27 protein-coding genes are annotated in these 26,397 nt (G+C 70.6%); 16 read left to right on the forward strand and 11 right to left on the reverse strand.

The window, feature by feature from the left end:
- Positions 1–378 precede the first annotated feature (378 nt).
- On the forward strand, positions 379–1,056 hold the full coding sequence (locus ACIBK0_RS30725; protein WP_399087078.1) for a response regulator transcription factor: 678 nt from the start codon (positions 379–381) through the stop codon (positions 1,054–1,056).
- Positions 1,057–1,379: 323 nt separating this feature from the next.
- Positions 1,380–2,657 carry an ATP-binding protein gene (locus tag ACIBK0_RS30730; protein WP_399087080.1) on the forward strand — a complete coding sequence of 426 codons (1,278 nt, stop codon included), beginning with the start codon at positions 1,380–1,382 and terminating at the stop codon, positions 2,655–2,657.
- 422 nt (positions 2,658–3,079) lie between these two features.
- Here the strand turns inward: ACIBK0_RS30730 and ACIBK0_RS30735 are convergent, their stop codons facing one another.
- Positions 3,080–3,616, reverse strand: a complete 537-nt coding sequence (locus ACIBK0_RS30735; protein ID WP_399087082.1) for a GtrA family protein — start codon at positions 3,614–3,616, stop codon at positions 3,080–3,082.
- Between the two features lie 186 nt (positions 3,617–3,802).
- Between ACIBK0_RS30735 and ACIBK0_RS30740 the strand changes: the two genes are divergently transcribed.
- From ACIBK0_RS30740 to ACIBK0_RS30755, 4 genes are all read left to right on the forward strand, one after another.
- Positions 3,803–4,963, forward strand: a complete 1,161-nt coding sequence (locus tag ACIBK0_RS30740) for a 5-(carboxyamino)imidazole ribonucleotide synthase (RefSeq protein ID WP_399087084.1) — start codon at positions 3,803–3,805, stop codon at positions 4,961–4,963.
- Positions 4,960–5,484 carry a 5-(carboxyamino)imidazole ribonucleotide mutase gene (gene purE / locus ACIBK0_RS30745; RefSeq protein WP_399087086.1) on the forward strand — a complete coding sequence of 175 codons (525 nt, stop codon included), beginning with the start codon at positions 4,960–4,962 and terminating at the stop codon, positions 5,482–5,484. Before ACIBK0_RS30740 ends, purE begins: the two co-directional genes overlap by 4 nt.
- Before the next feature lie 5 nt (positions 5,485–5,489).
- Positions 5,490–6,668, forward strand: a complete 1,179-nt coding sequence (locus ACIBK0_RS30750; RefSeq protein WP_399087088.1) for a dipeptidase — start codon at positions 5,490–5,492, stop codon at positions 6,666–6,668.
- A 124-nt stretch (positions 6,669–6,792) separates the two neighbouring features.
- A complete protein-coding gene (locus tag ACIBK0_RS30755; protein ID WP_399087090.1) occupies positions 6,793–7,911 on the forward strand; it encodes a dipeptidase in 1,119 nt (372 codons plus the stop codon).
- Positions 7,912–8,019: 108 nt separating this feature from the next.
- On the opposite strand, the gene ACIBK0_RS30760 is transcribed toward ACIBK0_RS30755, so the two are convergent.
- Together ACIBK0_RS30760 and ACIBK0_RS30765 are read right to left on the reverse strand one after the other, a co-directional pair.
- Positions 8,020–8,412, reverse strand: coding sequence for a VOC family protein (locus ACIBK0_RS30760; RefSeq protein WP_399087092.1), 393 nt, complete (start codon positions 8,410–8,412; stop codon positions 8,020–8,022).
- A 13-nt stretch (positions 8,413–8,425) separates the two neighbouring features.
- The gene (locus tag ACIBK0_RS30765) at positions 8,426–8,785 is read right to left on the reverse strand and encodes a VOC family protein (protein WP_399087094.1); all 360 of its coding nucleotides are present in this window, start codon (positions 8,783–8,785) and stop codon (positions 8,426–8,428) included.
- Between the two features lie 112 nt (positions 8,786–8,897).
- Here ACIBK0_RS30765 and ACIBK0_RS30770 point away from each other — a divergent pair, with 112 nt between their 5' ends.
- Positions 8,898–9,404 (forward strand): CGNR zinc finger domain-containing protein, encoded by a 507-nt coding sequence (locus ACIBK0_RS30770; protein ID WP_399087096.1) that lies wholly within the window; start codon positions 8,898–8,900, stop codon positions 9,402–9,404.
- Between the two features lie 190 nt (positions 9,405–9,594).
- Here ACIBK0_RS30770 and ACIBK0_RS30775 read toward each other — a convergent pair whose 3' ends face one another.
- The 4 genes from ACIBK0_RS30775 to ACIBK0_RS30790 all read right to left on the reverse strand — a co-directional run bounded on the left by ACIBK0_RS30775 (position 9,595) and on the right by ACIBK0_RS30790 (position 13,701).
- On the reverse strand, positions 9,595–10,194 hold the full coding sequence (locus tag ACIBK0_RS30775; RefSeq protein WP_399087098.1) for a hypothetical protein: 600 nt from the start codon (positions 10,192–10,194) through the stop codon (positions 9,595–9,597).
- Positions 10,195–10,225: 31 nt separating this feature from the next.
- Positions 10,226–10,783: a hypothetical protein gene (locus ACIBK0_RS30780; protein WP_399087100.1), complete on the reverse strand. Its 558-nt coding sequence runs from the start codon at positions 10,781–10,783 to the stop codon at positions 10,226–10,228.
- Between the two features lie 80 nt (positions 10,784–10,863).
- Positions 10,864–12,147 carry an AI-2E family transporter gene (locus ACIBK0_RS30785; RefSeq protein ID WP_399087102.1) on the reverse strand — a complete coding sequence of 428 codons (1,284 nt, stop codon included), beginning with the start codon at positions 12,145–12,147 and terminating at the stop codon, positions 10,864–10,866.
- Positions 12,148–12,357: 210 nt separating this feature from the next.
- Positions 12,358–13,701 carry a UDP-glucose dehydrogenase family protein gene (locus ACIBK0_RS30790; RefSeq protein ID WP_399087104.1) on the reverse strand — a complete coding sequence of 448 codons (1,344 nt, stop codon included), beginning with the start codon at positions 13,699–13,701 and terminating at the stop codon, positions 12,358–12,360.
- Between the two features lie 271 nt (positions 13,702–13,972).
- On the opposite strand from ACIBK0_RS30790, the gene ACIBK0_RS30795 reads away from it, so the two are divergent.
- Positions 13,973–15,130, forward strand: coding sequence for an acyl-CoA dehydrogenase (locus ACIBK0_RS30795; RefSeq protein ID WP_399087106.1), 1,158 nt, complete (start codon positions 13,973–13,975; stop codon positions 15,128–15,130).
- A 90-nt stretch (positions 15,131–15,220) separates the two neighbouring features.
- On the opposite strand, the gene ACIBK0_RS30800 is transcribed toward ACIBK0_RS30795, so the two are convergent.
- Positions 15,221–15,886, reverse strand: a complete 666-nt coding sequence (locus ACIBK0_RS30800) for a tellurium resistance protein (RefSeq protein WP_399087108.1) — start codon at positions 15,884–15,886, stop codon at positions 15,221–15,223.
- A gap of 233 nt (positions 15,887–16,119) precedes the next feature.
- On the opposite strand from ACIBK0_RS30800, the gene ACIBK0_RS30805 reads away from it, so the two are divergent.
- From ACIBK0_RS30805 to ACIBK0_RS30830, 6 genes are read left to right on the forward strand one after another with little or no spacing between them, the layout of a single operon-like run.
- A complete protein-coding gene (locus ACIBK0_RS30805) occupies positions 16,120–17,361 on the forward strand; it encodes a hypothetical protein (RefSeq protein ID WP_399087110.1) in 1,242 nt (413 codons plus the stop codon).
- Complete coding sequence (locus ACIBK0_RS30810) at positions 17,358–17,837, forward strand: hypothetical protein (RefSeq protein WP_399087112.1); 480 nt, start codon at positions 17,358–17,360, stop codon at positions 17,835–17,837. The genes ACIBK0_RS30805 and ACIBK0_RS30810 overlap by 4 nt, the downstream gene beginning before the upstream one ends.
- Before the next feature lie 21 nt (positions 17,838–17,858).
- A complete protein-coding gene (locus ACIBK0_RS30815; protein WP_399087114.1) occupies positions 17,859–18,527 on the forward strand; it encodes a VWA domain-containing protein in 669 nt (222 codons plus the stop codon).
- 43 nt (positions 18,528–18,570) lie between these two features.
- Positions 18,571–19,947 carry a protein phosphatase 2C domain-containing protein gene (locus ACIBK0_RS30820; protein ID WP_399087116.1) on the forward strand — a complete coding sequence of 459 codons (1,377 nt, stop codon included), beginning with the start codon at positions 18,571–18,573 and terminating at the stop codon, positions 19,945–19,947.
- Positions 19,944–20,891 (forward strand): hypothetical protein, encoded by a 948-nt coding sequence (locus ACIBK0_RS30825; RefSeq protein ID WP_399087118.1) that lies wholly within the window; start codon positions 19,944–19,946, stop codon positions 20,889–20,891. Before ACIBK0_RS30820 ends, ACIBK0_RS30825 begins: the two co-directional genes overlap by 4 nt.
- A 40-nt stretch (positions 20,892–20,931) precedes the next feature.
- Positions 20,932–21,462 (forward strand): CbrC family protein, encoded by a 531-nt coding sequence (locus tag ACIBK0_RS30830; protein ID WP_399087120.1) that lies wholly within the window; start codon positions 20,932–20,934, stop codon positions 21,460–21,462.
- A gap of 79 nt (positions 21,463–21,541) precedes the next feature.
- Here the strand turns inward: ACIBK0_RS30830 and ACIBK0_RS30835 are convergent, their stop codons facing one another.
- Positions 21,542–22,177 carry an HAD family hydrolase gene (locus tag ACIBK0_RS30835; protein ID WP_399087122.1) on the reverse strand — a complete coding sequence of 212 codons (636 nt, stop codon included), beginning with the start codon at positions 22,175–22,177 and terminating at the stop codon, positions 21,542–21,544.
- 244 nt (positions 22,178–22,421) lie between these two features.
- Between ACIBK0_RS30835 and ACIBK0_RS30840 the strand changes: the two genes are divergently transcribed.
- The gene (locus ACIBK0_RS30840; RefSeq protein WP_399087124.1) at positions 22,422–22,784 is read left to right on the forward strand and encodes a four-helix bundle copper-binding protein; all 363 of its coding nucleotides are present in this window, start codon (positions 22,422–22,424) and stop codon (positions 22,782–22,784) included.
- A 98-nt stretch (positions 22,785–22,882) separates the two neighbouring features.
- Here the strand turns inward: ACIBK0_RS30840 and ACIBK0_RS30845 are convergent, their stop codons facing one another.
- The gene (locus ACIBK0_RS30845) at positions 22,883–24,205 is read right to left on the reverse strand and encodes an LCP family protein (protein ID WP_399087126.1); all 1,323 of its coding nucleotides are present in this window, start codon (positions 24,203–24,205) and stop codon (positions 22,883–22,885) included.
- Between the two features lie 119 nt (positions 24,206–24,324).
- On the opposite strand from ACIBK0_RS30845, the gene ACIBK0_RS30850 reads away from it, so the two are divergent.
- The gene (locus tag ACIBK0_RS30850; protein WP_399087128.1) at positions 24,325–24,873 is read left to right on the forward strand and encodes an acyl-CoA thioesterase; all 549 of its coding nucleotides are present in this window, start codon (positions 24,325–24,327) and stop codon (positions 24,871–24,873) included.
- A 34-nt stretch (positions 24,874–24,907) separates the two neighbouring features.
- Here ACIBK0_RS30850 and ACIBK0_RS30855 read toward each other — a convergent pair whose 3' ends face one another.
- On the reverse strand, positions 24,908–26,269 hold the full coding sequence (locus ACIBK0_RS30855) for an LCP family protein (RefSeq protein ID WP_399087196.1): 1,362 nt from the start codon (positions 26,267–26,269) through the stop codon (positions 24,908–24,910).
- Positions 26,270–26,397: the final 128 nt, after the last annotated feature.

Raw genomic sequence — 26,397 nt, forward strand, 5'->3', positions numbered from 1 at the left:
GGATTGCGAAGCGGTGGACGGCGACCACCGGGATCCACGCCCTTCACGCGTCAGCGCGCTCGGGCCCGGCCACAGGTCATTCCTTTCAAGGCTGGCGAACACCAGCCCGCACACAAAAGAGACCTTCAGCGTCGAACACTCGCCAAAGGTCCCGGTGTGGTGCTACAGGCGTCTGGTCACCATACGACATGTCAATGCCGCATATGGAAGGACTTGAGACATGGATCACAGGCGATCATGGAACCGGGGACGCCTATTCGAAGGTGCTTACCAGGATCGCATCCCACAGCCGCAGGTAAGAATCACACTGGTGGCGGGTGTGAATCACGGAGGCCGATCGCCCCACAGCACTTGTCCGTGGCGGACTACCATCACCCCATGACCCGAGTACTGCTCGCCGAGGACGACGCGTCCATCTCGGAGCCGCTGGCCCGCGCATTGCGCCGGGAAGGCTACGAGGTCGAGGTGCGCGAGGACGGACCCACCGCGCTCGACGCCGGAATGCAGGGCGGCGTCGACCTGGTCGTTCTGGACCTGGGCCTGCCCGGCATGGACGGCCTGGAGGTGGCCCGCCGGCTGCGTTCCGAGGGCCACACCGTCCCGATCCTCATCCTGACCGCGCGCGCCGACGAGGTGGACACCGTCGTCGGCCTCGACGCGGGCGCCGACGACTACGTCACCAAGCCGTTCCGGCTCGCCGAACTCCTCGCCCGGGTACGGGCGCTGCTGCGACGCGGCGCCGCCGAGCCGCAGCAGCCGCCCGCCACGCACGGGGTGCGCATCGACGTCGAGTCGCACCGCGCGTGGATGGGCGACGAGGAACTCCAGCTCACGGCCAAGGAGTTCGACCTGCTGCGGGTCCTCGTCCGTGACGCCGGACGCGTCGTCACCCGTGACCAGCTCATGCGCGAGGTCTGGGACACCACGTGGTGGTCGTCGACCAAGACCCTCGACATGCACATCTCCTGGCTCCGCAAGAAGCTGGGCGACGACGCGGCGAACCCTCGCTACATCGCGACGGTACGAGGCGTGGGTTTCCGCTTCGAGAAGAGCTGACGTCCCGCTTCTCCGTCAGGTCTGGGGCTGCGCCCCAGACCCCGCCGGGTCGTTCCTCGGCCGCGGTTGGGTGGGGGCTGGTCGCGCAGTTCCCCGCGCCCCCTGTGGGGCGGGGCCTGGCAGCACTGGCCCGTCCGGCGATCGAGGACGAGGCCGTTCAGGCCGAAGGGGGGTCCGGGGGCGCAGCACCCAGGGATGGGATGGGTAGGGAAGGCGCGGGCGAAAACCGGACCCGCGGCACGATGCCCGCACCCACCCCGTCCAGGCCCGGCGCAGCGTCAGGGCACACTGGACCACGTACAGCCACCTGCCCGGAGGGCCCCGTGCGTCGCCGTCTCATCCAGTCCACGCTCGCCGTCGTGCTCGTGGTGATCGCCGTCTTCGGCGTATCCCTCGTCATCGTCGAGACCCGCACGATCAGCAACAGCGCCCAGGAGCGGGTGGACTCCGAGGCCCTGCGACTGGCGAGCATCGTGGACAGCCGCATCCTCGGCGACGAGAACATCACCGCGGCGGTCTTCAAGAACCAGGTCGCGGACCAGCGCTACGCCATGATCAGGATCCCCGGCCGCCCGCCCATCGAGGTCGGCACGGAGCCCACCGGCGACGTCATCCACTCCACCGCCAAGGGCGAGGAGGGCGAGACCGTCACCGTCGAGGAGCCGCGCTCGTCGGTGACCCGCGAAGTCGGCCGTACGCTCCTGATCATCGGTGCCGTCGCCCTGCTCGCGATCGTCGCCGCCGTGCTGCTCGCGGTGCGCCAGGCCAACCGCCTGGCCTCCCCGCTCACCGACCTCGCCGAGACCGCGGAACGGCTCGGCTCCGGCGACCCCCGCCCGCGCCACAAGCGGTACGGCGTCCCGGAGCTGGACCGCGTCGCCGACGTTCTGGACGGCAGCGCGGAGCGCATCGCGCGGATGCTCACCGCCGAGCGCCGCCTCGCGGCCGACGCCTCCCACCAGCTCCGTACGCCCCTCACGGCGCTCTCCATGCGGTTGGAGGAGATCACGCTCACCGACGATCCGGACACGGTGAAGGAGGAGGCGACGATCGCGTTGACGCAGGTCGAGCGCCTCACGGACGTCGTCGAACGTCTGCTCACCAATGCCCGCGACCCGCGCACCGGCTCCGCCGTCTCCTTCGACCTCGACGAGGTCATCAAGCAGCAGCTGGAGGAGTGGCGCCCCGCCTACCGCAGCGCGGGCCGCGCCATCGTCAGCTCGGGCAAGCGGCACCTGCGGGCGGTCGGCACACCGGGCGCGGTCGCGCAGGTCCTGGCGGCGCTGATCGAGAACTCCCTCATGCACGGCGGCGGCACCGTCGCCCTGCGCACCCGAGTGACCGGCAACCAGGCCGTCGTCGAGGTCACGGACGAGGGCCCCGGCGTCCCCACCGACCTGGGCGCACGGATCTTCGAGCGCACGATCAGCGGCCGCAACTCCACGGGGATCGGGCTCGCCGTCGCCCGCGACCTGGCGGAGGCCGACGGGGGCCGCCTGGAGATGCTCCAGGCCCAGCCGCCGGTCTTCGGCCTGTTCCTCTCCCGCACGCCCCTGAAGAGGCCCCCCGCAACAGAGGAAGACGAGCGCACGGTCCGGTAACCCCACCCGCGCCCGGCCTCGACCGAGCCTCGGTGAGCCCCGGCCTCGACTGAGACGCGCAAGCCACGGCGCGGCTGCGCGGCAGCGTCCTGCCTGGCTATGGCTGAGGCCGCGGCTCAGGCCTGCCCGGCAGTGCCGTGGTGCGGTCGCTCGGAACCACCACGGCCGTCCCGCAGAGCCCCCCTCACGAGGCTCGGGCTTCGCACCCGGTCGGCCCGCCCGCCCGAGTCGACCTCGCGAGGTTCGAGCGCGGCTCCCGCCGCCGCCCATCGAGGCCCACCCCATGACCTACCCGCACGGGTGGGTCGGTGGGAAACCCGCCGCGGAGCGGCGGAGAAGCGGCGAAGAAGCGGCGGAGCGCCGGGAAGCGGGTGGTCGCGGAGCGGCGAAGAAGCCGGCGGCCGCGAAGGAGCCGAATCGCTTCAGTTCACCTTGGCCCGCGGCCGAGGCTTCGCCCCCGCGTCGAGGAACGATTCCGCACTGGCCACAGCCTCCCGCGCCGGCAGCGCCCGGAACACCCATGTGCGGTACGACCAGAACCGGAACAGCGTCGCGACCCCGATGCCGAGGAACTTGAAGACGTTGCTCTGCAGCGGGGTGTCCCAGCCGAACCCGTACGTCGCCGCGTACAGCACGCCGTTCTCGATGACCAGCCCCACCACGCTGAACAGCAGGAAGAGCGTCAGCTCCTTGGTGCGGCCACCCTTGTCGCGGTCCCGGTAGGTGAAGTAGCGGAACCCGATGTAGTTGAAGACGATCGCGACGACGGTGGCGATGACACTGGCCCGCACGACCTGCAGCCCGGTGACATGGCGTACGAGGTTGAACACGAGCAGGTTGACGAGCAGCCCCGCCCCACCGACCGCACCGAACTTGGCGATCTCCCTGAAGAGCAGGTCGAACCGGCGGCGAACCGCGCTGCGAGGCCTCACAGGAGACCCCGAAGAAGCACTGCCCATGGTGTCGCCAGCCCCCGTCGGTGGGTACGTCGGTCGAAGTACGTCAACCCCGCCATGCTAACCAGCGGCTCTCTCCGCCGCCTGTGCACGGGCTCACAGGTAAGAAAACAGGCGGTCACAGGCTCGGAAATTACGGCGTAAGGGCACGGAAATCGGCCACCGTGGCGCGGCCGATACTCTTGGAGCGTGACGTTCCCGGTAGTCGGCATGGTCGGCGGGGGCCAGCTCGCTCGTATGACACACGAGGCGGGCATCCCGCTCGGCATCAAGTTCAAGCTCCTCAGTGATACCCCTCAGGATTCCGCGGCGCAGGTCGTCAGCGATGTCGTCATCGGCGACTATCGCGACCTCGACACGCTGCGTGACTTCGCGCGGGGCTGCGACGTGATCACCTTCGATCACGAACACGTACCCACCGAGCATCTGCGGGCCCTGGAGGCGGACGGCATCCCCGTCCGCCCGGGACCCGATGCGCTCGTGCACGCCCAGGACAAGGGCGTGATGCGCGCGAAGCTCGACGAGATCGGTGTGCCCTGCCCACGGCACCGCATCGTGAGTGACGTCGCCGACGTCGCCGCGTTCGCGGCGGAAGGCCTCGCAGAAGGTGCCGAGGGCGACGGTTTCCCGATCATCCTCAAGACGGTCCGCGGCGGCTACGACGGCAAGGGCGTCTGGTTCGTCCGGTCGATCGAGGACGCGGCCGACCCCTTCCGCGCCGGCGTCCCCGTCCTCGCCGAGGAGAAGGTCGACTTCGTACGGGAGCTCGCGGCGAACGTCGTCCGCTCCCCGCACGGCCAGGCGGTCGCGTACCCCGTCGTCGAGTCCCAGCAGGTCGACGGCGTCTGCGACACGGTGATCGCTCCCGCCCCCGGCATAGCGGAGGAGCTCGCCCTCAAGGCCGAGGAGCTCGCCCTGCGCATCGCCAAGGAGCTCGGCGTGGTCGGCCACCTGGCCGTCGAGCTCTTCGAGACGGCGGACGGCCGCATCCTCGTCAACGAACTGGCCATGCGCCCGCACAACTCGGGCCACTGGACCCAGGACGGCGCGATCACCTCCCAGTTCGCCAACCATGTCCGCGCGGTCCTCGACCTCCCCCTCGGCGACCCGCGCCCGCGCGCCAAGTGGACGGTCATGGCGAACGTCCTCGGCGGCGACTACCCGGACATGTACTCCGCGTACCTGCACTGCATGGCCCGCGACCCCCAGCTGAAGATCCACATGTACGGCAAGGACGTGAAGCCCGGCCGCAAGGTCGGCCACGTCAACACTTACGGCGACGACCTGGACGACGTCCTTGAGCGTGCCCGCCACGCAGCCGGTTACCTGAGAGGCACGATCACAGAATGAGCCCCGTTGTAGGCATCGTCATGGGGTCGGACTCCGACTGGCCCGTCATGGAAGCCGCCGCGCAGGCCCTCGACGAGTTCGAGATCCCGTACGAGGTCGACGTCGTCTCGGCGCACCGCATGCCGCACGAGATGATCGCGTACGGCGAGCAGGCCGCCGAGCGCGGGCTCAAGGCGATCATCGCCGGCGCGGGCGGTGCCGCCCACCTGCCCGGCATGCTCGCGTCGGTCACCCCGCTGCCCGTCATCGGCGTGCCCGTCCCGCTGAAGTACCTCGACGGCATGGACAGCCTGCTGTCGATCGTGCAGATGCCGGCCGGTGTCCCGGTCGCGACCGTCTCGGTCGGCGGCGCGCGCAACGCGGGCCTGCTGGCCGCCCGGATGCTCGCCGCGCACGACGAGGAGCTCCTCGGCCGGATGCGGGAGTTCCAGCAGGAGCTGAACGACCAGGCCACCGAGAAGGGCAAGAGGCTGCGCACCAAGGTCGAGGGCGCGGGCAACGGCTTCGGCTTCGGGAAGTGACGCGGATGTCGTCCCTCGATGAGGCCCGCGCACTTCTGGCCGACTTTCCCGTCGTCGACGGCCACAACGACCTGCCCTGGGCCCTGCGCGAGCAGGTCCGCTACGACCTCGACGCCCGAGACATCGCCGCCGACCAGAGCGCGCACCTGCACACGGACCTGGCGCGCCTGCGCGCGGGCGGCGTGGGCGCCCAGTACTGGTCGGTGTACGTCCGCTCGGACCTGCCCGGCGCGGTCACGGCCACGCTCGAACAGATCGACTGCGTACGGCAGTTGATCGACCGCCACCCCGCGGAGCTGCGCGCCGCGCTGACGGCCGCCGACATGGAGGCGGCACGGGCGGAGGGCCGTATCGCCTCGCTGATGGGCGCGGAGGGCGGGCACTCGATAGACAACTCCCTCGGCGCACTGCGGAGGCTGTACGCGCTGGGCGTCCGCTATATGACGCTCACCCACAACGACAACATCGCGTGGGCGGACTCGGCCACCGACGTCCCCGCCGTGGGCGGTCTGTCGGCCTTCGGCCGTGAGGTCGTCCGGGAGATGAACCGCGAGGGCATGCTCGTGGACCTCTCGCACGTGGCCGCGGCGACGATGCGGGACGCGCTGGACACCTCCGTCGCGCCGGTCATCTTCTCCCACTCCTCCTCGCGCGCGGTGTGCGACCACCCGCGCAACATCCCGGACGACGTGCTGGAGCGGCTGCCCGCCAACGGGGGAGTGGCGATGGTGACGTTCGTACCGAAGTTCGTCCTCCAGGCGGCAGTCGACTGGACGGCCGCGGCCGACGAGAACATGCGCGCGAACGGCTTCCACCACCTCGACACCACCCCCGAGGCGATGAAGGTCCACCGCGTCTTCGAGGAGTTGAACCCGCGCCCCATCGCCACGGTGGCGACGGTCGCCGACCACCTCGACCACATGCGTGAGGTCGCCGGGATCGACCACGTCGGCATCGGCGGCGACTACGACGGCACGGCCTTCACCCCGGACGGCCTGGGCGACGTCTCCGGCTATCCGAACCTGATCGCCGAACTGCTGGACCGCGGCTGGTCGTCCACCGATGTGGCCAAGCTGACCTGGCGGAACGCCGTACGGGTGCTGGGCGCGGCCGAGGACGTGTCCCGCGATCTCCGGGCGAAGCGGGGCCCGTCGAACGCGACGCTGGAGCAACTGGACGGCTGAGTGCGCAGGGCGGCATGCCCGGTGGGCTGGGCGTACCCCCAAACGCCCCGCCCACCAGGAAGCCCCGCGGGCTCCGTGCAACGGTGGCGATACTGCGATCACCGTCCACCCCACGGAGCCCGTCATGGCAGAACTGCAGGACGAACTGCACGCCACCGCCGAGGTGGAAGAGCTCGACCGGCCCGTTGCCTGGCCGGAGGCGGAGTCCCTGGAGACCACGGAGACCGACCGGGGGACGGACCCGCTTAAGCGGGCCCACGCCTTCCTCGCCGGCCACCCCGTCGCCGACGGCTACAGCGGTTTGCCCTGGGCGCTGCGCCACCTGCCGTGGTTCGACCTGGAGCTGGGCGAGAGCGCCGTGGACACGGATGTGCCGAGGCTGCGGGAAGGGCACGTGGGTGCGCTCTTCTGGTCGCTGCACCTGCCCGAGGGGCTCGCCGGGGAACGGGCCGTGGGCGCCACCCTGGAGCAGCTGGACCTGGTGAAGACGGTGGTCCGGGCGCACCCCGAGGGACTGCGCATGGCGCACAGCGCCGCCGAGATCACCGACGCCCAGTACTGCGGCCGCGTCGCCGTCGTGCTCGGCCCCGCCCGTGCCGACGCGCTCGGCGACTCGCTCGGCATCCTGCGCGCCCTGCACACGCTCGGCCTGCGCATCCTCACGCTGTCGGGTGCGTCCTGGGCGAGCGAGGCGGGCCTGACCCGGTTCGGCGAGGAGGTGCTTCGCGAGATGAACCGCCTGGGCGTGCTCGCCGACCTCTCCGACACCTCGGAGGCCACGATCAGCCGTGCCCTCGCGGTCTCCAAGGCCCCGGTTCTGTTCACCCGCTCCGCGGCCTGGGCGCTGCGCCCCCATCCGGCCAACCTTCCCGACGACGTTCTCGTCGCACTGGGCGCCGCCAAGGGGCTGTGCCTCGTCCCGCTCACGGCCGAGCAGACCGGTCCGTCCGTGCGGGACGTCGCCGACCACCTCGACCACGTCCGCGCCCTCGCCGGTGCGGAGTGCGTCGGCCTCTCGGGGACGTACGACTCCGGAGTGGCCCATCCGCAGGACCTGGCCGACGCGTCCTGCTATCCGTACCTGATCGCCGAACTGTTCTCCCGCGGCTGGTCCGAGACCGATCTCGCGCTGCTCACCCGGGGCAATGTCCAACGGGTGCTGCGCAGCGCGGACTTCACGGCCCGCGCCGCCCAGCAGCGCCGCGAGCCGTCGACCTCGAAGATCGCCGAGCTGGACGGATAGCCGGCCGTTACGAGTGGCCCATGACGAGTGGTTCGGTAGGAGCGGTGGCCCGTGGCGGGTGGCCGATCACGGGTGGCTCATGACGGGTGGTCGGTCAAGGGTGGTCGATCACGGGTGCTCGATCCTGCACAGGCAGAACGGATGGCCCGCCGGATCGGCGTACACCTGGAAATCCTTCTTCTCCCGGTCCTCCAGGTCCAGCGGCCGCGCCCCCAGCGCCAGCACCTTCTCGTGGGCCGCGTCGACCTCCGCCCAGGTGACCCCGGCGTCGAAGTCGATATGGAACTGCTGCGAGTTCCGGTCGGCCCGCGGCCACTCCGGCGGGGTGTGGCCGTCCGCCCGCTGGAAGGCCAGCCGCGGCCCGTCAGGAATCCGGAGCACCACCCAGTCGTCGTCCTCGGCCTGGGGGGTGCCGCCGCCCACCCGGGCGTAGAAGTCGGCGAGCGCGCGCGGGTCGGGGCAGTCGATCACGACGGAACGAAAACGTGCCACAGCCGGCATGAGTCCTCCAGGGTCAGCAGGCGCAGAGACAGAACGGGTGCCCTGCCGGGTCGGCGTACACACGCCAGGAACGCGACCGGTCGTCGGCGTCCAGCGGCTTGGCGCCGAGCGTGAGCACGCCCTGCTCCGCCGTGTCCAGGTCGTCGACGGTCAGGTCCAGATGGAACTGCTGTGATGCGGCGGGCGCGGGCCACTTCGGCGGTACGTGACCCGGTGCCGCCTGGAAGGCCAGCGACTGCCCGCCGGGCACCTTCAGGTCCACCCAGTCTCCCTCGCCCTCGACGGTGCCGCCCAGCACCTCGGCGTAGAACCCGGCCAGCGCGCGCGGGTCGGGACAGTCCAGGACGACGACGCCCAGTTCGGCGAGAGCCATGACTTCCTCCTAGGGGGACTCGGATACCCGTGTACCGCTTGTTACCTATAGGCCGCCTCAAGCGGTAACTAGCGTTACTGCATGCTCCCGCATTGGAGGTAACGTCGCAAGCATGAGTGAGAGATCGCCCGCACCCGGGGGGCTGGCCCTGGTGGAGGCCCTGGTGAACACCGTGGACCTGGAGTCGGGCGCCGACACGCTGGACACGGTCGAGGGGCGTGCCGCGTTCGGCGTCGCGGAGCGGGACGTGGCCGACGTACGAGAGCTGCGCGAGTCCCTGCGGGCCGTGTGTCTGGCGCACGCCGGCCACGCCCCGCACCGCGAGGTGACGCCCCTGGGCGAGCTGCTTGCGCGGGCGCCGCTGTATGTGGCGGTCGACGAGCGGGACGGCTCGGCGGCCCTCGCCCCGGCTGACGCGGGCCCGCTGCTCTCCCGCGTCGCGGCGGCCGTGGCGGAGGCGCTCACGGCGGGCACCTGGCTCCGCCTCAAGGCCTGCGAACTGCCTGAGTGCCATTGGGTGTACTACGACCGCAGCCCGGCCGGCCGGGGCCGCTGGTGCTCGATGGCGGTGTGCGGCGCGCGCGCGAAGATGCGGCGGTACCGCGCCAAGGGGTCGTAGGACAACGGGAGTCGGGCGCCAACCGCTCGACGCACAGCGAAGTGGGGCAGAATGCAAGGGGCGCCGGTCCGGCCGACTGAGCCTCGGCCGGACCGGCGTCGTGCGTGTGGGTGTCAGGCCGACCGAGCCTCGGCCTGACCGGAGTGGTGCGTGCGCGTCGCCGCGCCGCGCGACCAGCAGACTGTACGCGTCACGTGACCAGCAGGCGGTTGAAGAACGAGCGGTAGTGGCGCAGTGCCAGGCGCAGGTCCTCGGTGTCCGCCTGCTCGCCCCGATTCCACTGTCCCTCCAGTTCCTGTTTGTGATCGGCGAAAGTGGCAGCGAGCCTCTGCATCACGTCCGCGACCAAGGCGTCGGCGGTGTTCACGGCGTCGCGCGGATCGTCGACGAACTTGCTCTGCACCTCCTGCCAGCGGGCGCGGAACCCTTCCTCGTCCTCCTCGCTGAGGAGTTGGGGAATCTCGTCCTCGGCCCCCGTGTCCGAGCCGCGGGCCTCGTCCCGGGCGCCGGAGCTGTCGGTCGTGGGGCCGGAGTCGGCCTTCGTGTCCTCGGCCGCCGGGCGGGAGGCGGCTTCCACGTCCTCGGCCGGGGGGCCGGACTCGGCTTTCACGTCCTCGCGTTCGGCGGATTCGCCCGCCAAGGTCGTGCCTTCGCCAGGGAAGGTCGGCACTTCGGACCGCGTGCTCGCCGTGTCGTCCGTGTCGGCCGTCCTCCGGTCACGGGGCTGGGCGATGTCGTCGGTGGACAGGCCGCTCTCGGTGGCGGCGTCCGGTATGTCGTGACGTTGCATCTCTTCTCCGTTCCTGCGGTCGCCGAGCCGATCAGGCCCGGGCGTGGCGGGCTCGGCCTCCATTGGAGAGCAGTTCTTCGAAGAGGGCGCGGTAGTGCACCATGGCGCCCCGCAGTTGCTCCGTGGTCGCCTGGTGTCGCACGCTCAGTTCGTCCACCTCATGAGCGGCCCGGTAGTGCTCCAGGGTGCGGCCGTGCTCGACCGAGAGGTCCTTGAGCTGCTGCTCGAAGTGCTGGGTCGGATAGCCGCGTTCGTCCATCAGAGAGGTCACCAGGCGGTCCGCGTCGTGCACGGCGCCCTCCGGGTGGTCCACGAAGTCCTCCTGCACGCTGGTCCAGTCCCGGGCGTACCGATCCCTGACGCTGCTGTCCAGCGGCTTGATGTCCAGCGAGTCGTGCCGCTTCTCGCGGGCCCTGAGTTCGCGTTCGCCGGCCATGCGGCTGTCGGCGTCCTCCACCGTCCGCTCGTACTCCGGACCGAAGCGCTCCCGCAGCTTCCGGCGGCGCACGAACAGCGCAGCCGCCACGGCGGCCAGGGCAATCACCACCACGATGGGAATGATGATTGCCAGAAGTGTCCCTGTTGACATCGGGCGGAACCTCCTCACGGGGGCAGAATGTGCCCCTATTTATGCCGAATTCCCCCGACTTTTCGACTAAAACGAAATAATCAAAGGGGAGTACGCCCTCGCCCCGGCGACCGCCCGGGCTCGGCAGGCTCGGGTGCGGCGCGCAGTTCGCCGATCACGGACCAGGCGACCGACACCATCGGGACGGCCACGACCGCGCCGATCACGCCGGCCAGGATGCCGCCGGCGATGACGGAGACGGCCACCACCACGGGGTGCAGCCTGACCGCCCAGCTCAGCACCAGCGGATGCAGCACGTGTCCTTCGAGCTGACCGATGACGACGATCAGGGCGAGCACCGCGAGGGCGATGACCGGTCCCCGTGAGGCCAGGGCGACGACCGTGGCCACGGCCAGCGCGATGGGCGACCCCACCAGCGGGATGAAGGCGAGGAAGAACTCCAGCAGCGTCAGCGGCAGCGCCAGCGGCACGCGCAGCGCGAACAGGGCGATCCCGACCAGTACGGCATTGGTGGCCGCCACGATGATGATGCCCCGCGTGTAGCCGGCGAACGTGCGCCACGCCGCCCGTCCCGTGCGCGCCCACGGGTCCCGCGCGCCCTCCGGCAGCAACTCCTGGAACCAGTGCCAGAACTGGTCCCCGGAATGAATGAAGAACAGGGAGCAGAACAGCGCGAGCACCCCGGTGGTGAGCACTTCCACCAGCCGCCCGGCGCCGCTGAGCGCGGAGCTGATCAGGAGGGAACGGTGCTCCGAGATGTACTTGGCCAGCTTGCCCTGGAGATCCGACACCACCGCATGGCTCAGGTGGAAGGGGGAGCCCTCCAGCCATCGTTCGATCCGCCCGATGCCCCCGGAGAACTCCTCTCCCAGCTTGCCCGATTCTCCCGCCACCAGACTTCCGACGAGCGCCAGCAGCCCCAGCACCACCACCAGGCTCCCCACGACGCTCACCGCGACCGCCGCGGGCCTCGGCAGCCACCGCGCCAGCAGATTGGCCGGCGGACGCAGCACCGAGGTCACCACCAGTGCGAGGAACAGCGCCACCGCGACCAGTTGCAGCCGCCCGAGGATGGTGAAGCCCGCGTACACGGCCGCCCCGAGCACGAGCAGCCGCCATGCGTACGCCGCGGCCACCCGCAGCCCGTGGCCCACGGTCCTGGCCGCGCTGTCGCGGTCCCGGGCGCACCGCGTCGCCGCCCCGGCCGTACGGGCCTGTGCCACCGCTCCCACCCCGCGGGCGGGCCGGCTCCCCAGCACGGTGAACCGCATCCGTCGTCCGCCGCGACCGGAGCCGGGGTCCGCGCCGGTGTCCGCGCCGGGCGAGTCCGGCCGTGGGCGCGAACGACGCGATCCGTCGCTCACCTGTGGGTCACCGCCTCCCGTCGGCGGGATCACGCTGCTACGCGTTCCCGAAGGTGCACCTTCGAACACAAGGGGCGTCAGGGACAGCGTGGGGCGGCAGGAGGAGTCGGGCGAGCCGGGGATGCCCGGCCGTACGCCATCCGGCCCCCTGGAGTCGGCCGATCGGTGACGGGACGTCGATCGGCGGCGGGGCCGCGGCGGTGTGGCCGGCTACGCGGTGGGTCGCCCCATCGCCCGGTAGGTCCACCCGGCCCGGCGCCACACCTCCGGGTCGAGGGCGTTGCGTCCGTCCAGGAGCACCCGGACCGAGGCCGCCTCGCCGAGCACCGCCGGGTCCAGCTCACGGAACTCGCGCCACTCGGTCAGGTGCAGGACGACGTCGGCGCCGCGCACGGCCTCGACGGCGGAGTCGGCGTACCCGAGCGTCGGGAACAGGCGCCGCGCGTTCGCCATGCCCTTCGGGTCGTAGACGGTGACCTGGCCGCCCTGCAGGTGGATCTGTCCGGCGACGTTCAGCGCCGGCGAGTCCCGTACGTCGTCCGAGTCCGGCTTGAAGGTCGCGCCGAGCACGGCGACCCGCTTGCCGAGGAAGGAGCCGCCGCCGAGCGCCTCGCGGGCCATCTCCACCATCTGGCCGCGGCGCCGCATGTTGATGGAGTCGATCTCGCGCAGGAAGGTGAGCGCCTGGTCGGCACCGAGCTCACCGGCACGGGCCATGAAGGCACGGATGTCCTTGGGCAGACACCCGCCGCCGAACCCGATCCCGGCGCGCAGGAACTTCTTCCCGATCCGCTCGTCGTGCCCGATGGCCTCGGCGAGCTTGGCGACATCGCCGCCGGCGGCCTCGCACACCTCGGCCATGGCGTTGATGAAGGAGATCTTGGTGGCGAGGAAGGAGTTCGCGGAGGTCTTCACCAGCTCGGCGGTCGGGAAGTCGGTCACCACGAACGGCGAGCCCTCGGCGACCGGTGTCGTGTACACCTCGCGCAGCAGCTTCTCGGCGCGCTCGCTGCGCACGCCCACGACGATCCGGTCGGGGTGCAGCGTGTCGTTCACGGCGAAGCCCTCGCGCAGGAACTCCGGGTTCCAGGCGAGTTCGGCGTCCTCACCAGCGGGCGAGAGCTCGACGAGCGTCCTGGCCAGCCGGTCCGCCGAGCCGACGGGCACGGTGGACTTGCCGACGACGAGGGCGGGCCCCGTCAGATGCGGCGCGAGCGACTCGAAGGCCGAATCGACGTACGACATGTCACAGGCGTACTCGCCGTGCTTCTGCGGCGTATTCACGCAGACGAAGTGGACGTCGCCGAATTCCCCGACCTCGGCCCAGTCCATGGTGAACCGAAGCCGCCCGGTGGACCCCTCGATCCCCGCCACATGTTTGCGCAGCAGCTCCTCGAGCCCGGGCTCGTACATCGGGACTTCGCCCCGCTGGAGCATCTCGATCTTTTCGGGGACGACGTCGAGCCCCAGCACCTCGAAACCGAGCTCGGCCATGGCGGCGGCGTGTGTGGCGCCGAGATAGCCGGTGCCGATCACGGTGATCTTGAGGGCCATGGGTGCTCCAGATAATCAGGTGTCGGGGCGTCAGCGCCGTCGTTGAGGGGTGGTGGTCGGGTGACGGGTGAGCTTACGGCCGTGGGTGCGGTGCCCGAGCATAGTCGGGGCCTGCGGGGCGACCTCACCGGGCAGATCTCGCCGTGTCTTTCCGGTGCTTTTCCCTTTGTCGCCAAGCTCACGTATCACTCGGGTGGGCGGACCCCTAAAATTTGGGTTACTTAACGGTAGTTAGCGCCACCATCACAGCATCCTTGGAGCGTGAGAGACCTTGGCCGGATCGGCTGATTTCGACCTGTACCGCCCGTCCGAGGAGCACGACATGCTCCGGGACGCGATCCGCTCGCTGGCTGAGGCGAAAATCGCGCCGTACGCCGCAGCGGTGGACGAGGAAGCCCGTTTCCCCCAGGAGGCCCTGGACGCACTGGTCTCCTCCGACCTGCACGCGGTGCACGTACCGGAAACCTACGGCGGCGCGGGCGCCGACGCGCTGGCCACGGTGATCGTGATCGAGGAGGTGGCGCGGGTCTGCGCGTCCTCCTCCCTGATTCCCGCGGTGAACAAGCTGGGCTCGCTCCCCGTGATCCTCTCGGGCTCCGAGGACCTGAAGAAGAAGTACATGACGCCCCTGGCCCAGGGCGACGGGATGTTCTCGTACTGCCTCTCCGAGCCGGACGCGGGCTCGGATGCGGCGGGCATGAAGACGAAGGCGGTCCGCGACGGCGACTCCTACGTCCTGAACGGCGTGAAGCGCTGGATCACCAACGCTGGCGTGTCCGAGTACTACACGGTCATGGCCGTGACGGACCCGACGAAGCGCTCGAAGGGCATCTCGGCGTTCGTCGTGGAGAAGTCGGACGAGGGTGTCTCCTTCGGCGCCCCGGAGAAGAAGCTCGGCATCAAGGGCAGCCCCACGCGCGAGGTCTACCTGGACAACGTCCGCATCCCCGCGGACCGCATGATCGGCGAGGAGGGCACGGGCTTCGCCACCGCGATGAAGACCCTGGACCACACCCGCATCACGATCGCCGCCCAGGCGCTGGGCATCGCGCAGGGCGCCCTCGACTACGCCAAGGGCTACGTCCAGGAGCGCAAGCAGTTCGGCAAGCCGATCGCCGACTTCCAGGGCATCCAGTTCATGCTCGCCGACATGGCGATGAAGATCGAGGCCGCCCGCCAGCTGACGTACGCGGCGGCTGCCAAGTCCGAGCGCGGCGACGCCGACCTCACCTTCCAGGGCGCGGCGGCCAAGTGCTTCGCCTCGGACGTGGCCATGGAGGTCACGACGGACGCGGTCCAGCTCCTCGGCGGCTACGGCTACACCCGCGACTACCCGGTCGAGCGCATGATGCGCGACGCCAAGATCACCCAGATCTACGAGGGCACGAACCAGGTCCAGCGCATAGTGATGGCCCGCAACCTCCCGTAACTCACCACTCGGGCAGGGCACTTGAGGGGCACTCTCCGGAGTGCCCCTTTCCCTTGCCCGCCCCCCGCGACAACGAGACGACGGGGCGGATCAGTCCTTCGTCCCCCACACCCACGGGAAGCCGAAACCGTACGCGCGGTCCATCAGCTCCTGGACCGAACTGCGCCGCGTGCCGGTGTACCAGCAGACCTCGCGGCGGACCGTGAGCCCGCCCGGCCCGGGCGACGCCAGCGCGATGGCGCAGCCCGTGGCACCGTCGGGGGAGTCGTCCAGGGCGATGCGGAAGCCGCCGGCCGGAGCGGTGACCGTGGCCGTGGCGCCCAGACGCCGGAAGTCCACCGCACCCTCGTACACATAGACGTAGAAGAGCAGCTGCCGGAAGTGCTCGCGCCGGTCCAGGTTGACCCGGAGCGTCTCCCCGTCGGACGAGGCCCCGGTGCGGTCGTCCTGGTCGAGCTCCACGTACGGCCACTGCGACAGTGAACCGAAGGCGTTGCCCAAGGGCTGCACGGCCACGCCCGAGCCGTCCGCGCAGGCGACCAGGCAGCCGAGGTCGAGGTCGGCCTCGGTCGCCGCCGACCAGTTGAGGTTCACCTGAAGAACGCCGCGCCCCGCGATGCTGGCCTGCGGCACCGTCTTGGTCAGCACGGTGTCCGAGTGCGCGGACGGTGGCCGCATCTCGCGGGCGGCGGTGCGCTCCGGGCCGGCCGTGGGCTTCAGGCGGATGGTGCCGCGCGGACGATTGTCGTTGCTCAACTGCGCCCCCTTGCAACGCCGTTCGGGAGAGCGGCGGGTGCCGGGAGTTTATGCGCGGTGCAGCGATTCTGGAGTACTCTCTGTGCCTTCGGTCTCACGTCTGGTGCGTGTGAACCGGCGGGGGCACGGGGGCACTTGCTACGGGTGGGGATCCAAGGGTGTCGTCAACACACCCCCGCGTCCGTCGTGTTGTGGGGGTGGGCATGCCGACAGGCGCCCTGTTGGACCGTCATATGGTCGCTCAGAGCCTCAAGGATCTGGCGGATCGGCCGGCGCTCGGGACCCGGAAGGAAGAGCTGACCGCCCTCGCGGACGCGCTCCGGGACCAGGACGCCGGCGCGCTCGAACCGTGGTCCGAACTCGATCTGCTCGGCGCCTACGCTCGTCCGGAGAGTCTCCGGGCGACCAGGGACCAGGGGGCGGAGCACAAGGCCTGGTCCTATGCCGAAGCGGTGCTGGGCGCACTGGTCTTCGTACCGCTGATGCTCACCTGGTACGGCCTGACCCGGGCGTCGAGCGCGTACGGAGCCCTGACCGGCGCGGATCCGAAGGCCGCCGCCCGGCCCTTCCTGCAACTGTGGCAGTCCGGCTTCGAGGGGCATCTCACCGGCGCGTTCACCTTCGGTCACGTGGCGATGAGTGCCACCGTCGCCATCGCGGTGCTGTTCACCCTGGTCCTCGTGCACGGGCTGCGACGGTCCGCCGTCACACGCCGGGAAGAGGAGGCCGAGCGCACCGCCGAGGAACTGATGGCGGTGCTCGTACCGGCGCTGACACGCGCCCAACTGGTGCTGAACCAGCAGCGGCTCAGCTCTCCCCAGCGCTTCGCCGCCGAGCTCACCGGGGCCGCCGCGACCCTCAACCGGCTGGGCAACAAGGCCGTCCGGGTCCAGAAGGACCTGACCACGGCCGCCTCGGTCGTCGGCGGGGCGGTGGAGGCCGCCGAGCGCCGGCTGGCCGGGGTGGACACATCCATCAAGCCGCTGGAGGTGGCGGCGGGCCGCATCGAGGCCGCGGTCAGCGACGGCGGAGCGCAGGTCCGCAAGGCGCTCGACGACGTCCGTGACGCCAGCGGTGAGGTGCGGCTCGCCGTGGAGGGCGCCGGTGACCGCGTCGAGGACTCGGTCACCGTGCTGGCCGCGTCCCAGCGCGCCTACACCACGGGCATCGAGGTGGCCTCGGACGTGTCCGTCCAGCTGCTCGGCAAGCTCGGCGACGTGGCGGAGGGCACGGCCCGCGCGGTCGAGGAGTCCCAGCAGGCGGTCCGTGAACTGAGCGCCCAGACAGGGGCGTTGCGCGCGGCGGCCGAGGAGTTCTCGCGGCTCGCCGACGCACTGCGGGTGGACACGGTGGACCCGGTGGAGCGGGTGGGACCGGTGGCCGACGTGGCCGAACGGCCGGATCGGGCGGAGCGGACGGCCGACGAACGCGAGACGCCGCCGCTGCCCGAGGCGTCCCTGACCGAGGTTCGATGAAGGGCCGCAGGCTCCAGCCACTGCACCTGGCGGGGTGGCTGTTCGCGGACATGCTGCTCGTCCTCGCGCTGGTGGCCATGGGCGACCAGGGAGACCCGCAGGCCGCGGAGAGGCCCGGCTCCTCGCCCTCCCCCTCGGCCTCGGCGCAGCACAAGAAGCCGAGGCGCACAGGTCCGCGGGCTGTTGTCCGCACCCCGGTCAAGGTGGCCCTCGACGCCCGGGCCGGGGACAGGGAGGCGATCGTGCGCGGCCTGCGCAAGGCGACGGCACGCTACAAGGGGCGGCAGGCCGCCTTCGTGCTGACCTTCGGACGCCACACCGACCCGGGCGCCGGAGGCCGCTACGCCCACGAGGTCAACTCCCTGCTGGAGAAGGCGCGTCCCGACATGTTCCACGGCGCCACCACACGCGACTTCTGGAAGGGCGGGGCCTCCTCGGGCCACGCCGACATCGAGATCTACTTCTACACGTACTGAGTCACACGGAGGTACGACACCGTGCAGATCCTGCCCTTCTACCTGCTCTGCGACGAGTCCGGGTCGATGATCGGTGAGCCGATCGACGCCATCAACGGCGCGCTACCGGACCTGCACCACGAGATCAGTACCAACCCGACCGTCGCCGACAAGACGCGTTTTTGTCTCATCGGCTTCTCCGACAGCGCCACCGTGCTGCAACCGCTCGTCGACCTCAGCGACATCGACTCGGTACCCGCGCTGGCCGCCGGCGGGCTCACCTCGTACGGCGACGCGTTCCGCACGCTGCTGCGCTGCGTCGAAGCGGATGTGGCCGCGCTCAAGGCGGAGGGCCACGAGGTGTACCGCCCGGTGGTCTTCTTCCTGTCCGACGGCATTCCCACCGACGAACCGGACTGGGAGCAGGCGTACAAGGAACTCACCCAGTCCCGGTTCTGCCCGAAGATCATCGCCTTCGGCATAGGCGAGGCGCAGGAGAGCACGATCGCGCAGGTCGCCAACTTCCGGGCGTTCATGCAGAAGGACTCCTCGGTGTCACCGGCCCAGGCGCTCCGTGAATTCGCGTCCAGCCTCACCCGGTCGATCGTTCGCTCCGCGGGGAGCATCGCGGCGGACGGCGGCAACGGATTCACCCTGGCCGTGGACGACACCGTGCCCGGGTTCTCCACCGTCTCCCTCGACAAGCTGTGAGGTCGTGCCGATGGGCCAGGAACAGGGCAGGAGCGCCGAGCACATGAACGCCGGACCGTCCCCTGACGACCCGCGGCAGCGCGATCCGCTGGACGCGACGTGGCAGAGCGTCGGGCAGTTCTTCGCCGAGCCCCCGGAGCCCACCGCGCCCGCTCCCGGGCCGGAGCCGACACCGCCACCGGCACCGCCGGCGACGCCGTACGAGCCGACCGCGCCGGTGATCTCGTACGAGCCGATACGGCCGGCGGTGCCGTACGAGCCGCCCCCGCCTGTGATCTCGTACGAGCCGACACAGCCCGCGACCTCGTACGGGCCGAACCCGCCGGTGAACTCGTACGAGCCGGATCCGTCGGCGATCCCGTACGTCGTCCCCGTACCACCGCACCCCGAGGTCCTCCCGACGCCGGCCGGGCCACAGACTCCGCCGCCCGGCGCCCCCGAGGCGCCGCCCGTGCTCCAGGAAGCCCCGGTCGAGGCCCCGGTCCCGGTCGAGCCCCCGGTCCCGGACCTGGTCCCGGCCCTGGGCGTCCCGCCGTACTCCGGCCCGAAGCCGCCGCTGTATCCGCCCGAACCCCGCGGCGTCCCGGCGGTCCGGCGGGACCCGACGGCGGCGCTGATCCCCGACATGGTGGTGGACGGTGCCGGCTACGGCGCCCTGACGGTGCGGGCGGCCTCCGTGCGCGGCGACTCGCACCGCTATCAGAGCGAGCCGCGCCAGGACTCCCTGGCCGTGGTCCGCCTCGGCGCGCCCGGCCCGGACGAGCTGCTGCTGCTCATGGTGGCGGACGGCGTGGGTTCGGCGGCCCGTTCGCACGTCGGCTCGCAGGAGGCCTGCCGGCTCACCGCGATGCAGCTGGACAGTGCCTCCGCGGAGCTCGCCGAGGCGCTGCGCGAGGGCGACCGCAGCCGGTTCACCGCGTCGGTGGACGCCGAGGTGGGGCGCGTCGCGACGCTCCTGGCCCACCACGCGCAGGAGCGGGGCGACGATCCCGCCGCGTACGCCACCACGCTGCGCGCCCTGCTCGTGCCCCTCGACCCGGAGGTCCGCACCCGCGGATTCCTGGCCGTCGGCGACGGTGGCACCGCCCGGCTGCGCGACGCCGAGTGGGACCTGTCCCTGACGGATCCCGAGCATGGCGGCGACGGGATGATCGACACCCGCACGGCGGCGCTGCCGCACAGCCACCGGGCCCGTGTCTCGCTCCTCGGCCCGGCTCTCCCCGGCGACGTACTGGTCCTGTGCACGGACGGTCTGTCCACGCCGCTGGCGGGGGACGCCGGGATGCGGGACTTCCTGCGTTCCGCATGGGGCACCGGTGCCGTTCCCGCTCCGGCCGACTTCCTCTGGCAGCTGCAGTACCGGGTGAAGTCGTACGACGACGACCGCACCGCGGTCGTCCTCTGGGAGGCCATGCCATGAGCCCGAGCGACGGCGCCGACGTACCGCTCGGCTCGCTCACCCTCGGGACCCGTGTCGGCGACGGCGGCCAGGGCGAGGTGTACGACGTCGACGGCCCGGGCCGACTGCTGTACAAGAGCTACCGCGAGCCGCAGAAGGTCGACGGCGCGGAACTCGCGGCCCTTGTGACGCTCCGTCAGGGGCTCGCCCCCGCCGACCGGGACCGCCTGGACCGGGAGGCTGCGTGGCCGCTGTGCCGGGTCGTGAACGGCGGCCGGGTGACCGGCTTCCTCATGTATCGCGCCCCGGAGTCCATGACCTGGCGGACGTCGCGCGGCGAAGCACGGCTGACCGAGCTGTCGTATCTGCTCCGGGCCCCCAAAGCGGCCTGGCAGGCCGTTCCGCAGCCGTCTCCGGCCGAGCGGTACGCGCTGACGGTCGCTGTCGTCGAACTCTTCCAGTGGCTGCACGCGCTGGGACTGGTCGTCGGGGACGTGTCGCAGGCGAACGTGCTGTGGGCCGTGCGACCCGGCCCCGCTCCCTACCTCCTGGACTGCGACGGGGTACGTCTGGTGGGGCGGCCGCCGGTCCTGGAGCAGGCGGACACCCCGGACTGGCACGATCCGCTGGCAGCGCCCGGCGCGGTCACCGTGGACAGCGATCGCTACAAAGTGGCCCTGGTCGTGGGGCGCGTCCTGAGCCAGGACGCCTACGTGGCCCCCGGCAAGCCCCTGCGGCCGCTGTCCGGCGTCCTCGACGGCAGACGGGAGAACGCGGTCACAGCACTGTGGGAACAGGCGGCTGGTCCGCGGGGCAGCAGGCCGCACCTGGGACAGTGGCGTACGGCGTTGGCCGGCCGGGACACGATCAAACTCATCGCCGCCGAACCGGCGCCGAAACCGGCTGTGGACCGCACCAAGTTCGACGGCCCGCGCAGCCGGGGACGGATCAGCCTCCGTGACTGATCCACGGACCGCAGCGGCGCGCCTGAGGCAGGCTGACCCCATGACCGACCCCACGACAGCGGACCTGCCGTCCTTCCCGTACCACCCGGACCCTCTGGCCACCGGCTCGGTGGTCCCCTCGGACACCGAGTGCCTGAGTTGCGGACGCCGACGCGGATACGTCTACGCCGGTCCCGTGTACGCGGTGGCGGACATCGGCCACGAACTCTGCCCGTGGTGCATCGCTGACGGCAGCGCCGCCGAGCGGTACGAAGCCTTCTTCACGGAGGTGGACGGCCAGGTGCCGTTGGACGTCGTGCGCGTGGTGGCACAGCGCACGCCCGGCTTCTCCGCCTGGCAGCAGGAACGCTGGCTGACCCACTGCGGTGACGCCGCGCTGTTCCTCGGCCGCGCGGGCGTCCCCGAACTGGAGCCCTACCCGGACGCGATGGAGACCCTGCGAGAGGACCTCGGGTCACTCGGCGACACGGAGGCCTTCCTCGCCGCCCTGGACGCCGAGGGCCAGCCGACGGCCTATCTCTTCCGCTGCCGCCACTGTGAACGACACCTCGCCTACGCGGACTTCACCTGACGGAACCGACGCCCCTCGACGTCGGGACCGGCACCCGTGACGTCGCCGCCGTGGCCCGCCGGCGCCTTGCCGGGCGTGGTCACCGGCCGCCCAGCGCGCGCCGCAGGTCCTCCGGTTCGCGGAAGTGGACCGCTTGCATGCCGAGTGCGGCCGCCGCCTCCACGTTCTCCAGGGTGTCGTCCACGAACAGGCACCGTTCGGCGGGGACACCGGCCCGTTCGACGGCGATCTCGAAGATGCGCGGGTCGGGCTTGGCGATGTTGACCCGCGCGCTGCTGACGACATCGTCGGCGAGGTCCGTCAGCCCCAACACCTCCAGGTCCGCCTCCAGTTGGACGGACGCGTTGGAGACGAGGATCAGGCGGACGTGCTGCGCGCGGGCCCCGCGCAGCAGGGCCACGACCGTTTCGTCGGCGTGAAAGGGGGAGTCGACAAGGGCGTTGGCCAGCTCGAAGGCCGTGACCTCGGGGACGAGCCCGGTCAGTTCGCGTGCGACCGACCACGCCCATTCGGTCGGCGTGATCCGGCCGACCAGCAGCGGCAGCACCGTGTCCGGCGCGAAGGCCACTTTCATGACGGTGCCCTCGGCCAGTCCGGCGGCGCGTTCCAGCGCGGTCACGGGGGCCGGGTCGTAGATCCGGATCACGTTGTCGATGTCGCAGAGCACCGCGTCGAAGGTCGGTCTGCCGGATGCCGGGTGCGGGGAGGGCGTCATGGGGAACACCCTGACACCCGCCCGCACTCGGTCTCCGGCCGGGGCTCACCGATCGGGGATCACCGATCGGAGTATCGGCGACGGACCCCCCGGAGGGATTTCGGATCCTTTTGTCGCCTTGGAGGTGTGGCATATGAAGCGGATTGTTCGCGTCCGCTCGATGGCGCGGCGCCGCCGAGGGGCGTACCACGGAAGGACACGTACGCGGGGCCCGGCCCGGGCCCCACCACCCCCAGGAGGAGCCATGACCCAGCCCGGAACCATGACCGCGATGACCAAGGAGATGCAGGACTGCGTCGAGGCGTGCATGTCGTGCCACAGCACGTGCGAGGAGACCATGAGCTCCTGCATGCAGATGGGCGGCCAGGCTCAGATGCAGATCATGCGCGCGCTCATGGACTGCTCCGAGATGACCCGCATGTGCGCGGACATGATGATGCGCAGGTCACCCATGTCGCCCGAGATGTGCGCGCTGTGCGCCAAGGCGTGCGAGATGTGCGCCGAGGCGTGTATGTCCATGCCGGACGATCCCCAGATGATGCGCTGCGCCGAGGCCTGTCGCCGCTGCGTGGAGACCTGTCGCACGATGGCGGGCGCACGGATGTGACGCTGGCCGACCCGGCTCGCCCTGTCGAGCAGTGGGCACGACACAGCCCCCGGAAGAGTTCCGGGGGCTGTGTCGTGTTCCAGGAGGCGGCAGGGGCGTCAGTTGCCTGACACCGTCACCTTCTCGTCGTTCTTCAACTCGCTCACCAGCGTCTTCACCTTGGCCTTGTCCCAGACGAGGTTGCCGCCCGTGGAGCCGGAGATCGGCATGTTCATGGACTTGCCGTCGCCGCTGGTGACGCCCTTCATCGCCCAGAACATCTCGGCCAGGTCCCACAGGCTCATGTCCTTGTCGACGGTGAGACTGTCGAGGCCCGCGCCCATGGTCGGGTAGAGCTTGAAGGGGTTCAGGACGGTCGAGGGCGTCGCGACCTGGTGCGCCAGGGCGGACAGGAACTTCTGCTGGTTCTTCGTGCGCTGGAGGTCCGAGGCCGCGAAGGCGTGCCGGGTGCGGACGAACGCGAGGGCCTGCTCGCCGTTGAGGGTCTGCTTGCCCTTCTTGAAGTCCGCGCCGGAGTACTTGTCCTTGAAGCCCTGGTCGAGGTTCATCTCGACGCCGCCGACCGAGTCGACGATCTTCGCGAAGCCGGCGAAGCCGATCTCCACGTAGTGGTCGATGTGCAGACCGGTGTTGTACTCGATGGTGCGCACGAGAAGCGTCGGGCCGTCCTCCGCGTACGCCGCGTTGAGCTTCACCTGACGGCCCGTGCCCTGGAAGGTCTTGCCGGACGTGGATCCCTGGTACGTGGGGATCGTCACGTTCGAGTCACGCGGCAGTGATATCAGGGTGTCGCCGTTGCCGCCGACGTGCAGGATCATCATCGAGTCCGTGCGCTTGCCCTCGGCGGACCCGGTGTGCAGCTTCTTCTTCTCCTCGGCGGACATGCCGGCGCGGCTGTCGGAACCGACGATCAGGTAGTTCGTGCCTTCGCCCGTCTCGGGGCGGTCGATGACCTTGGAGAGATCCACGTCACGGTGGAGCTTGGAGTCGGCCCAGAAGTAGGTGCCGACGGAGACCACGACCAGCAGTGTGACCAGGGTTATCGCGGTCCACTTGATCCGGCGGCGCCAGTTCGGGCGCGGGCGGTAGTTCTGGTAGTCCGGGTCCGGGTCGTTGTCGTTCGGTACGAAGCCGCCCCGGCCGCCGCCGTAGACCTGGCCGGTGTTGTACCCGCTGTCGTAGCCCTGGCCCTGGCCCTGGCCGTATCCGTCGTCGTACCCCTGCCCGTCGTCGTACGTCGGCTGTTGGGGCACCCCGCGGTACGGCGGCGCGCCCTGGCCCGGACCGGGCGTGGACGGCCCGCGCCGCACCTGCCGCATCACGCGGGCGCTCTCAGGCTGTGCGCCTGCGCTGCCGCGTCCGTAGCGGTTGCCGCCGTTGTTGCGGTTGTCGTCGGACCACGCGTCGGGCCAATCGTTCATGCGGACCAGTGTGCAGGGCCCCACTGTGTGTCTTACAAGAGAGTCAGGAGATCTGGGTCACGCCTGTTGCAGAGCTGATGCAAAGCAGGCCTTGCACGGCCCGGCATATGGTGGACGCCATGACAGACCAGGCCCCCAACCCGGAATCCGATATTCCGGGCAAGCCGACCTCCGCGTCCCGGACCACCCTCAGCCACATCATGACCCACAACGACACCAACCTTCTGGGAACGGTGCACGGTGGAGTGATCATGAAGCTCGTCGACGACGCGGCGGGCGCGGTGGCCGGGCGCCACTCCGGCGGGCCCGCCGTCACCGCCTCCATGGACGAGATGGTCTTCCTGGAACCCGTCCGCGTAGGCGACCTCGTCCATGTGAAGTCTCAGGTCAACTGGACCGGACGTACCTCCATGGAAGTCGGCGTCCGCGTCCTCGCCGAGCGCTGGAACGAGTCCACGCCACCCCAGCAGGTCGGCTCGGCCTATCTCGTCTTCGCCGCCGTCGACGCCGACGGCAAGCCCCGTCGCGTCCCGCCGGTCCTCCCGGAGACCGAGCGCGACAAGCGCCGCTACCAGGAGGCGCAGATCCGCCGCACCCACCGGCTGGCCCGTCGCCGAGCGATCATGGACCTGCGCGAGAAGCGTGCGGCGGAAGGTCTCGACGACTGACCATGCGGAGCGCTCGGGGCCAAGGCTCGGTGCCTTACGGACACATCACCTGATCCCCCGTCGCCGCCCCGAACTCCCCCTGATACGGATCCTCCGCCCGCACCCGCCTGACCTGCTTGAAGTCCGCCCCGGCGGTCACCTTCAGCAGCTGGCCCTGCCCCTTGACCGCGCGCAGCTCCGCGCCGGGCAGCGCGGCCGCGAGGGACTTCGCCGAGCGGTCCCACCGGGGGTCGTAGGAGATGACGGTGCGCGGGACGGTCGCGGCCGACGCGCTGCTGGGCCGGCCCGTCGTACGGAATCCGAGGGCGGACAGTGCGCCGTCGACGCGCTTGCCGAGGCCCGTCGTGGCCGTCCCGTTCTCGACCTGGACCTTGATCTGCTGCGGGGCCACGTCGACGCGCACGGACTTGGGCCGCGCCTTGTGCACCGCGATCGGCTTGTCGTCGCGCAGCGACTGGAACAGCTTCGCCGACTTGGCGGGGTCCCACTTCAGCGTCGAACCGATGCCCTTGACGACGTATGCCATCTGCCCGATCGGCACGGTCGCGAACTCCGACGAGGAGGGCGAGAACTTCCGCATGGCCCGCCCCAGGTCCAGCAGCTCGTCAGTGCCGAACCCCTTGTCCGCGCGGACCGAGCCCAGCACGGCCCGGGTCACGTCGCGGAACTTCATCGGGTTCATCAGCACCCCGGAGGAGGTGGCCCGCCCGACCAGCGCCGCCAGGAAGCGCTGCTGGCGCTGCATCCGGCCGAGGTCGGAGGCCCCGTCGACATGCCGGGCACGTACGTACTGGAGCGCCTGCCCGCCGCCCAGCAGATGCGAGCCCGCCGCCAGATCGAGACCGGTGTACGAGTCCTTCAGGGGCTTTGCGGTGCAGATCTCCACGCCGCCGAGCACGTCCACCGTCTTCATGAAGCTGGTGAAGTCGACCTCCAGATAGTGATCGATCTTGACATGGGTCATGTTCTCGACGGTGCGCACGGTCAGGTTCGGGCCGCCCTCCGCGTACGCCGCGTTGAGCTTGATCGGGTGGGAGCCGTGCTGCGTGCCGGTGGTCTCGTCGGTGTGCGCGGGCGTCTGCGCGTACGAGTCGCGCGGCAGGCTGACGATGCTGGCCCGCTCCCGGTCCTCCGAGATGTGCACGATCATGATCGTGTCGGTGCAGTGGCAGGGCGCTCCGCCCAGCCGGAACTTCCGCCGCTCCGCCTCCGTGATCTTGTCCCGGCCGTCGGTGCCGACCAGCAGCACGTTCATACCGTGGCCGGCCTCGGGGCGGTTCTTCATGTCCTTGAAGGGGTCGACCCGGGCGATGTCCGCGTCCAGGCTGGTGACCACCGCGTGCCCGATGCCCGCCGAGGCGAGGACCACCACGGAGATGGTCGTCACCATCCGCATGGCCCAGCGCGGCTTCTTGCGCCGTACGGGCGGCCGTACGGGGGCCCGCCGCGGGCGGGACGGCTGCTGGTGGCGCTGAGGGCGCGCCGGGGAGCGGGGCGGGCTGGGCAAGGGGACACCTCCGCGTA

Source organism: Streptomyces sp. NPDC050564 (assembly GCF_044457265.1).
GTDB lineage: Bacteria > Actinomycetota > Actinomycetes > Streptomycetales > Streptomycetaceae > Streptomyces.

What these genes read in the sequence shown, in the direction of transcription:
- ACIBK0_RS30725 (WP_399087078.1), top strand. Translation starts at nt 379, where the DNA reads ATGACCCGAGTACTGCTCGCCGAGGACGACGCGTCCATCTCGGAGCCG.
- ACIBK0_RS30735 (WP_399087082.1), bottom strand. Translation starts at nt 3,616, where the DNA reads ATGGGCAGTGCTTCTTCGGGGTCTCCTGTGAGGCCTCGCAGCGCGGTT.
- purE (WP_399087086.1), top strand. Translation starts at nt 4,960, where the DNA reads ATGAGCCCCGTTGTAGGCATCGTCATGGGGTCGGACTCCGACTGGCCC.
- ACIBK0_RS30750 (WP_399087088.1), top strand. Translation starts at nt 5,490, where the DNA reads ATGTCGTCCCTCGATGAGGCCCGCGCACTTCTGGCCGACTTTCCCGTC.
- ACIBK0_RS30755 (WP_399087090.1), top strand. Translation starts at nt 6,793, where the DNA reads ATGGCAGAACTGCAGGACGAACTGCACGCCACCGCCGAGGTGGAAGAG.
- ACIBK0_RS30760 (WP_399087092.1), bottom strand. Translation starts at nt 8,412, where the DNA reads ATGCCGGCTGTGGCACGTTTTCGTTCCGTCGTGATCGACTGCCCCGAC.
- ACIBK0_RS30765 (WP_399087094.1), bottom strand. Translation starts at nt 8,785, where the DNA reads ATGGCTCTCGCCGAACTGGGCGTCGTCGTCCTGGACTGTCCCGACCCG.
- ACIBK0_RS30770 (WP_399087096.1), top strand. Translation starts at nt 8,898, where the DNA reads ATGAGTGAGAGATCGCCCGCACCCGGGGGGCTGGCCCTGGTGGAGGCC.
- ACIBK0_RS30775 (WP_399087098.1), bottom strand. Translation starts at nt 10,194, where the DNA reads ATGCAACGTCACGACATACCGGACGCCGCCACCGAGAGCGGCCTGTCC.
- ACIBK0_RS30780 (WP_399087100.1), bottom strand. Translation starts at nt 10,783, where the DNA reads ATGTCAACAGGGACACTTCTGGCAATCATCATTCCCATCGTGGTGGTG.
- ACIBK0_RS30790 (WP_399087104.1), bottom strand. Translation starts at nt 13,701, where the DNA reads ATGGCCCTCAAGATCACCGTGATCGGCACCGGCTATCTCGGCGCCACA.
- ACIBK0_RS30805 (WP_399087110.1), top strand. Translation starts at nt 16,120, where the DNA reads ATGGTCGCTCAGAGCCTCAAGGATCTGGCGGATCGGCCGGCGCTCGGG.
- ACIBK0_RS30810 (WP_399087112.1), top strand. Translation starts at nt 17,358, where the DNA reads ATGAAGGGCCGCAGGCTCCAGCCACTGCACCTGGCGGGGTGGCTGTTC.
- ACIBK0_RS30820 (WP_399087116.1), top strand. Translation starts at nt 18,571, where the DNA reads ATGAACGCCGGACCGTCCCCTGACGACCCGCGGCAGCGCGATCCGCTG.
- ACIBK0_RS30825 (WP_399087118.1), top strand. Translation starts at nt 19,944, where the DNA reads ATGAGCCCGAGCGACGGCGCCGACGTACCGCTCGGCTCGCTCACCCTC.
- ACIBK0_RS30830 (WP_399087120.1), top strand. Translation starts at nt 20,932, where the DNA reads ATGACCGACCCCACGACAGCGGACCTGCCGTCCTTCCCGTACCACCCG.
- ACIBK0_RS30835 (WP_399087122.1), bottom strand. Translation starts at nt 22,177, where the DNA reads ATGACGCCCTCCCCGCACCCGGCATCCGGCAGACCGACCTTCGACGCG.
- ACIBK0_RS30840 (WP_399087124.1), top strand. Translation starts at nt 22,422, where the DNA reads ATGACCCAGCCCGGAACCATGACCGCGATGACCAAGGAGATGCAGGAC.
- ACIBK0_RS30845 (WP_399087126.1), bottom strand. Translation starts at nt 24,205, where the DNA reads ATGAACGATTGGCCCGACGCGTGGTCCGACGACAACCGCAACAACGGC.
- ACIBK0_RS30850 (WP_399087128.1), top strand. Translation starts at nt 24,325, where the DNA reads ATGACAGACCAGGCCCCCAACCCGGAATCCGATATTCCGGGCAAGCCG.
- ACIBK0_RS30855 (WP_399087196.1), bottom strand. Translation starts at nt 26,269, where the DNA reads ATGCGGATGGTGACGACCATCTCCGTGGTGGTCCTCGCCTCGGCGGGC.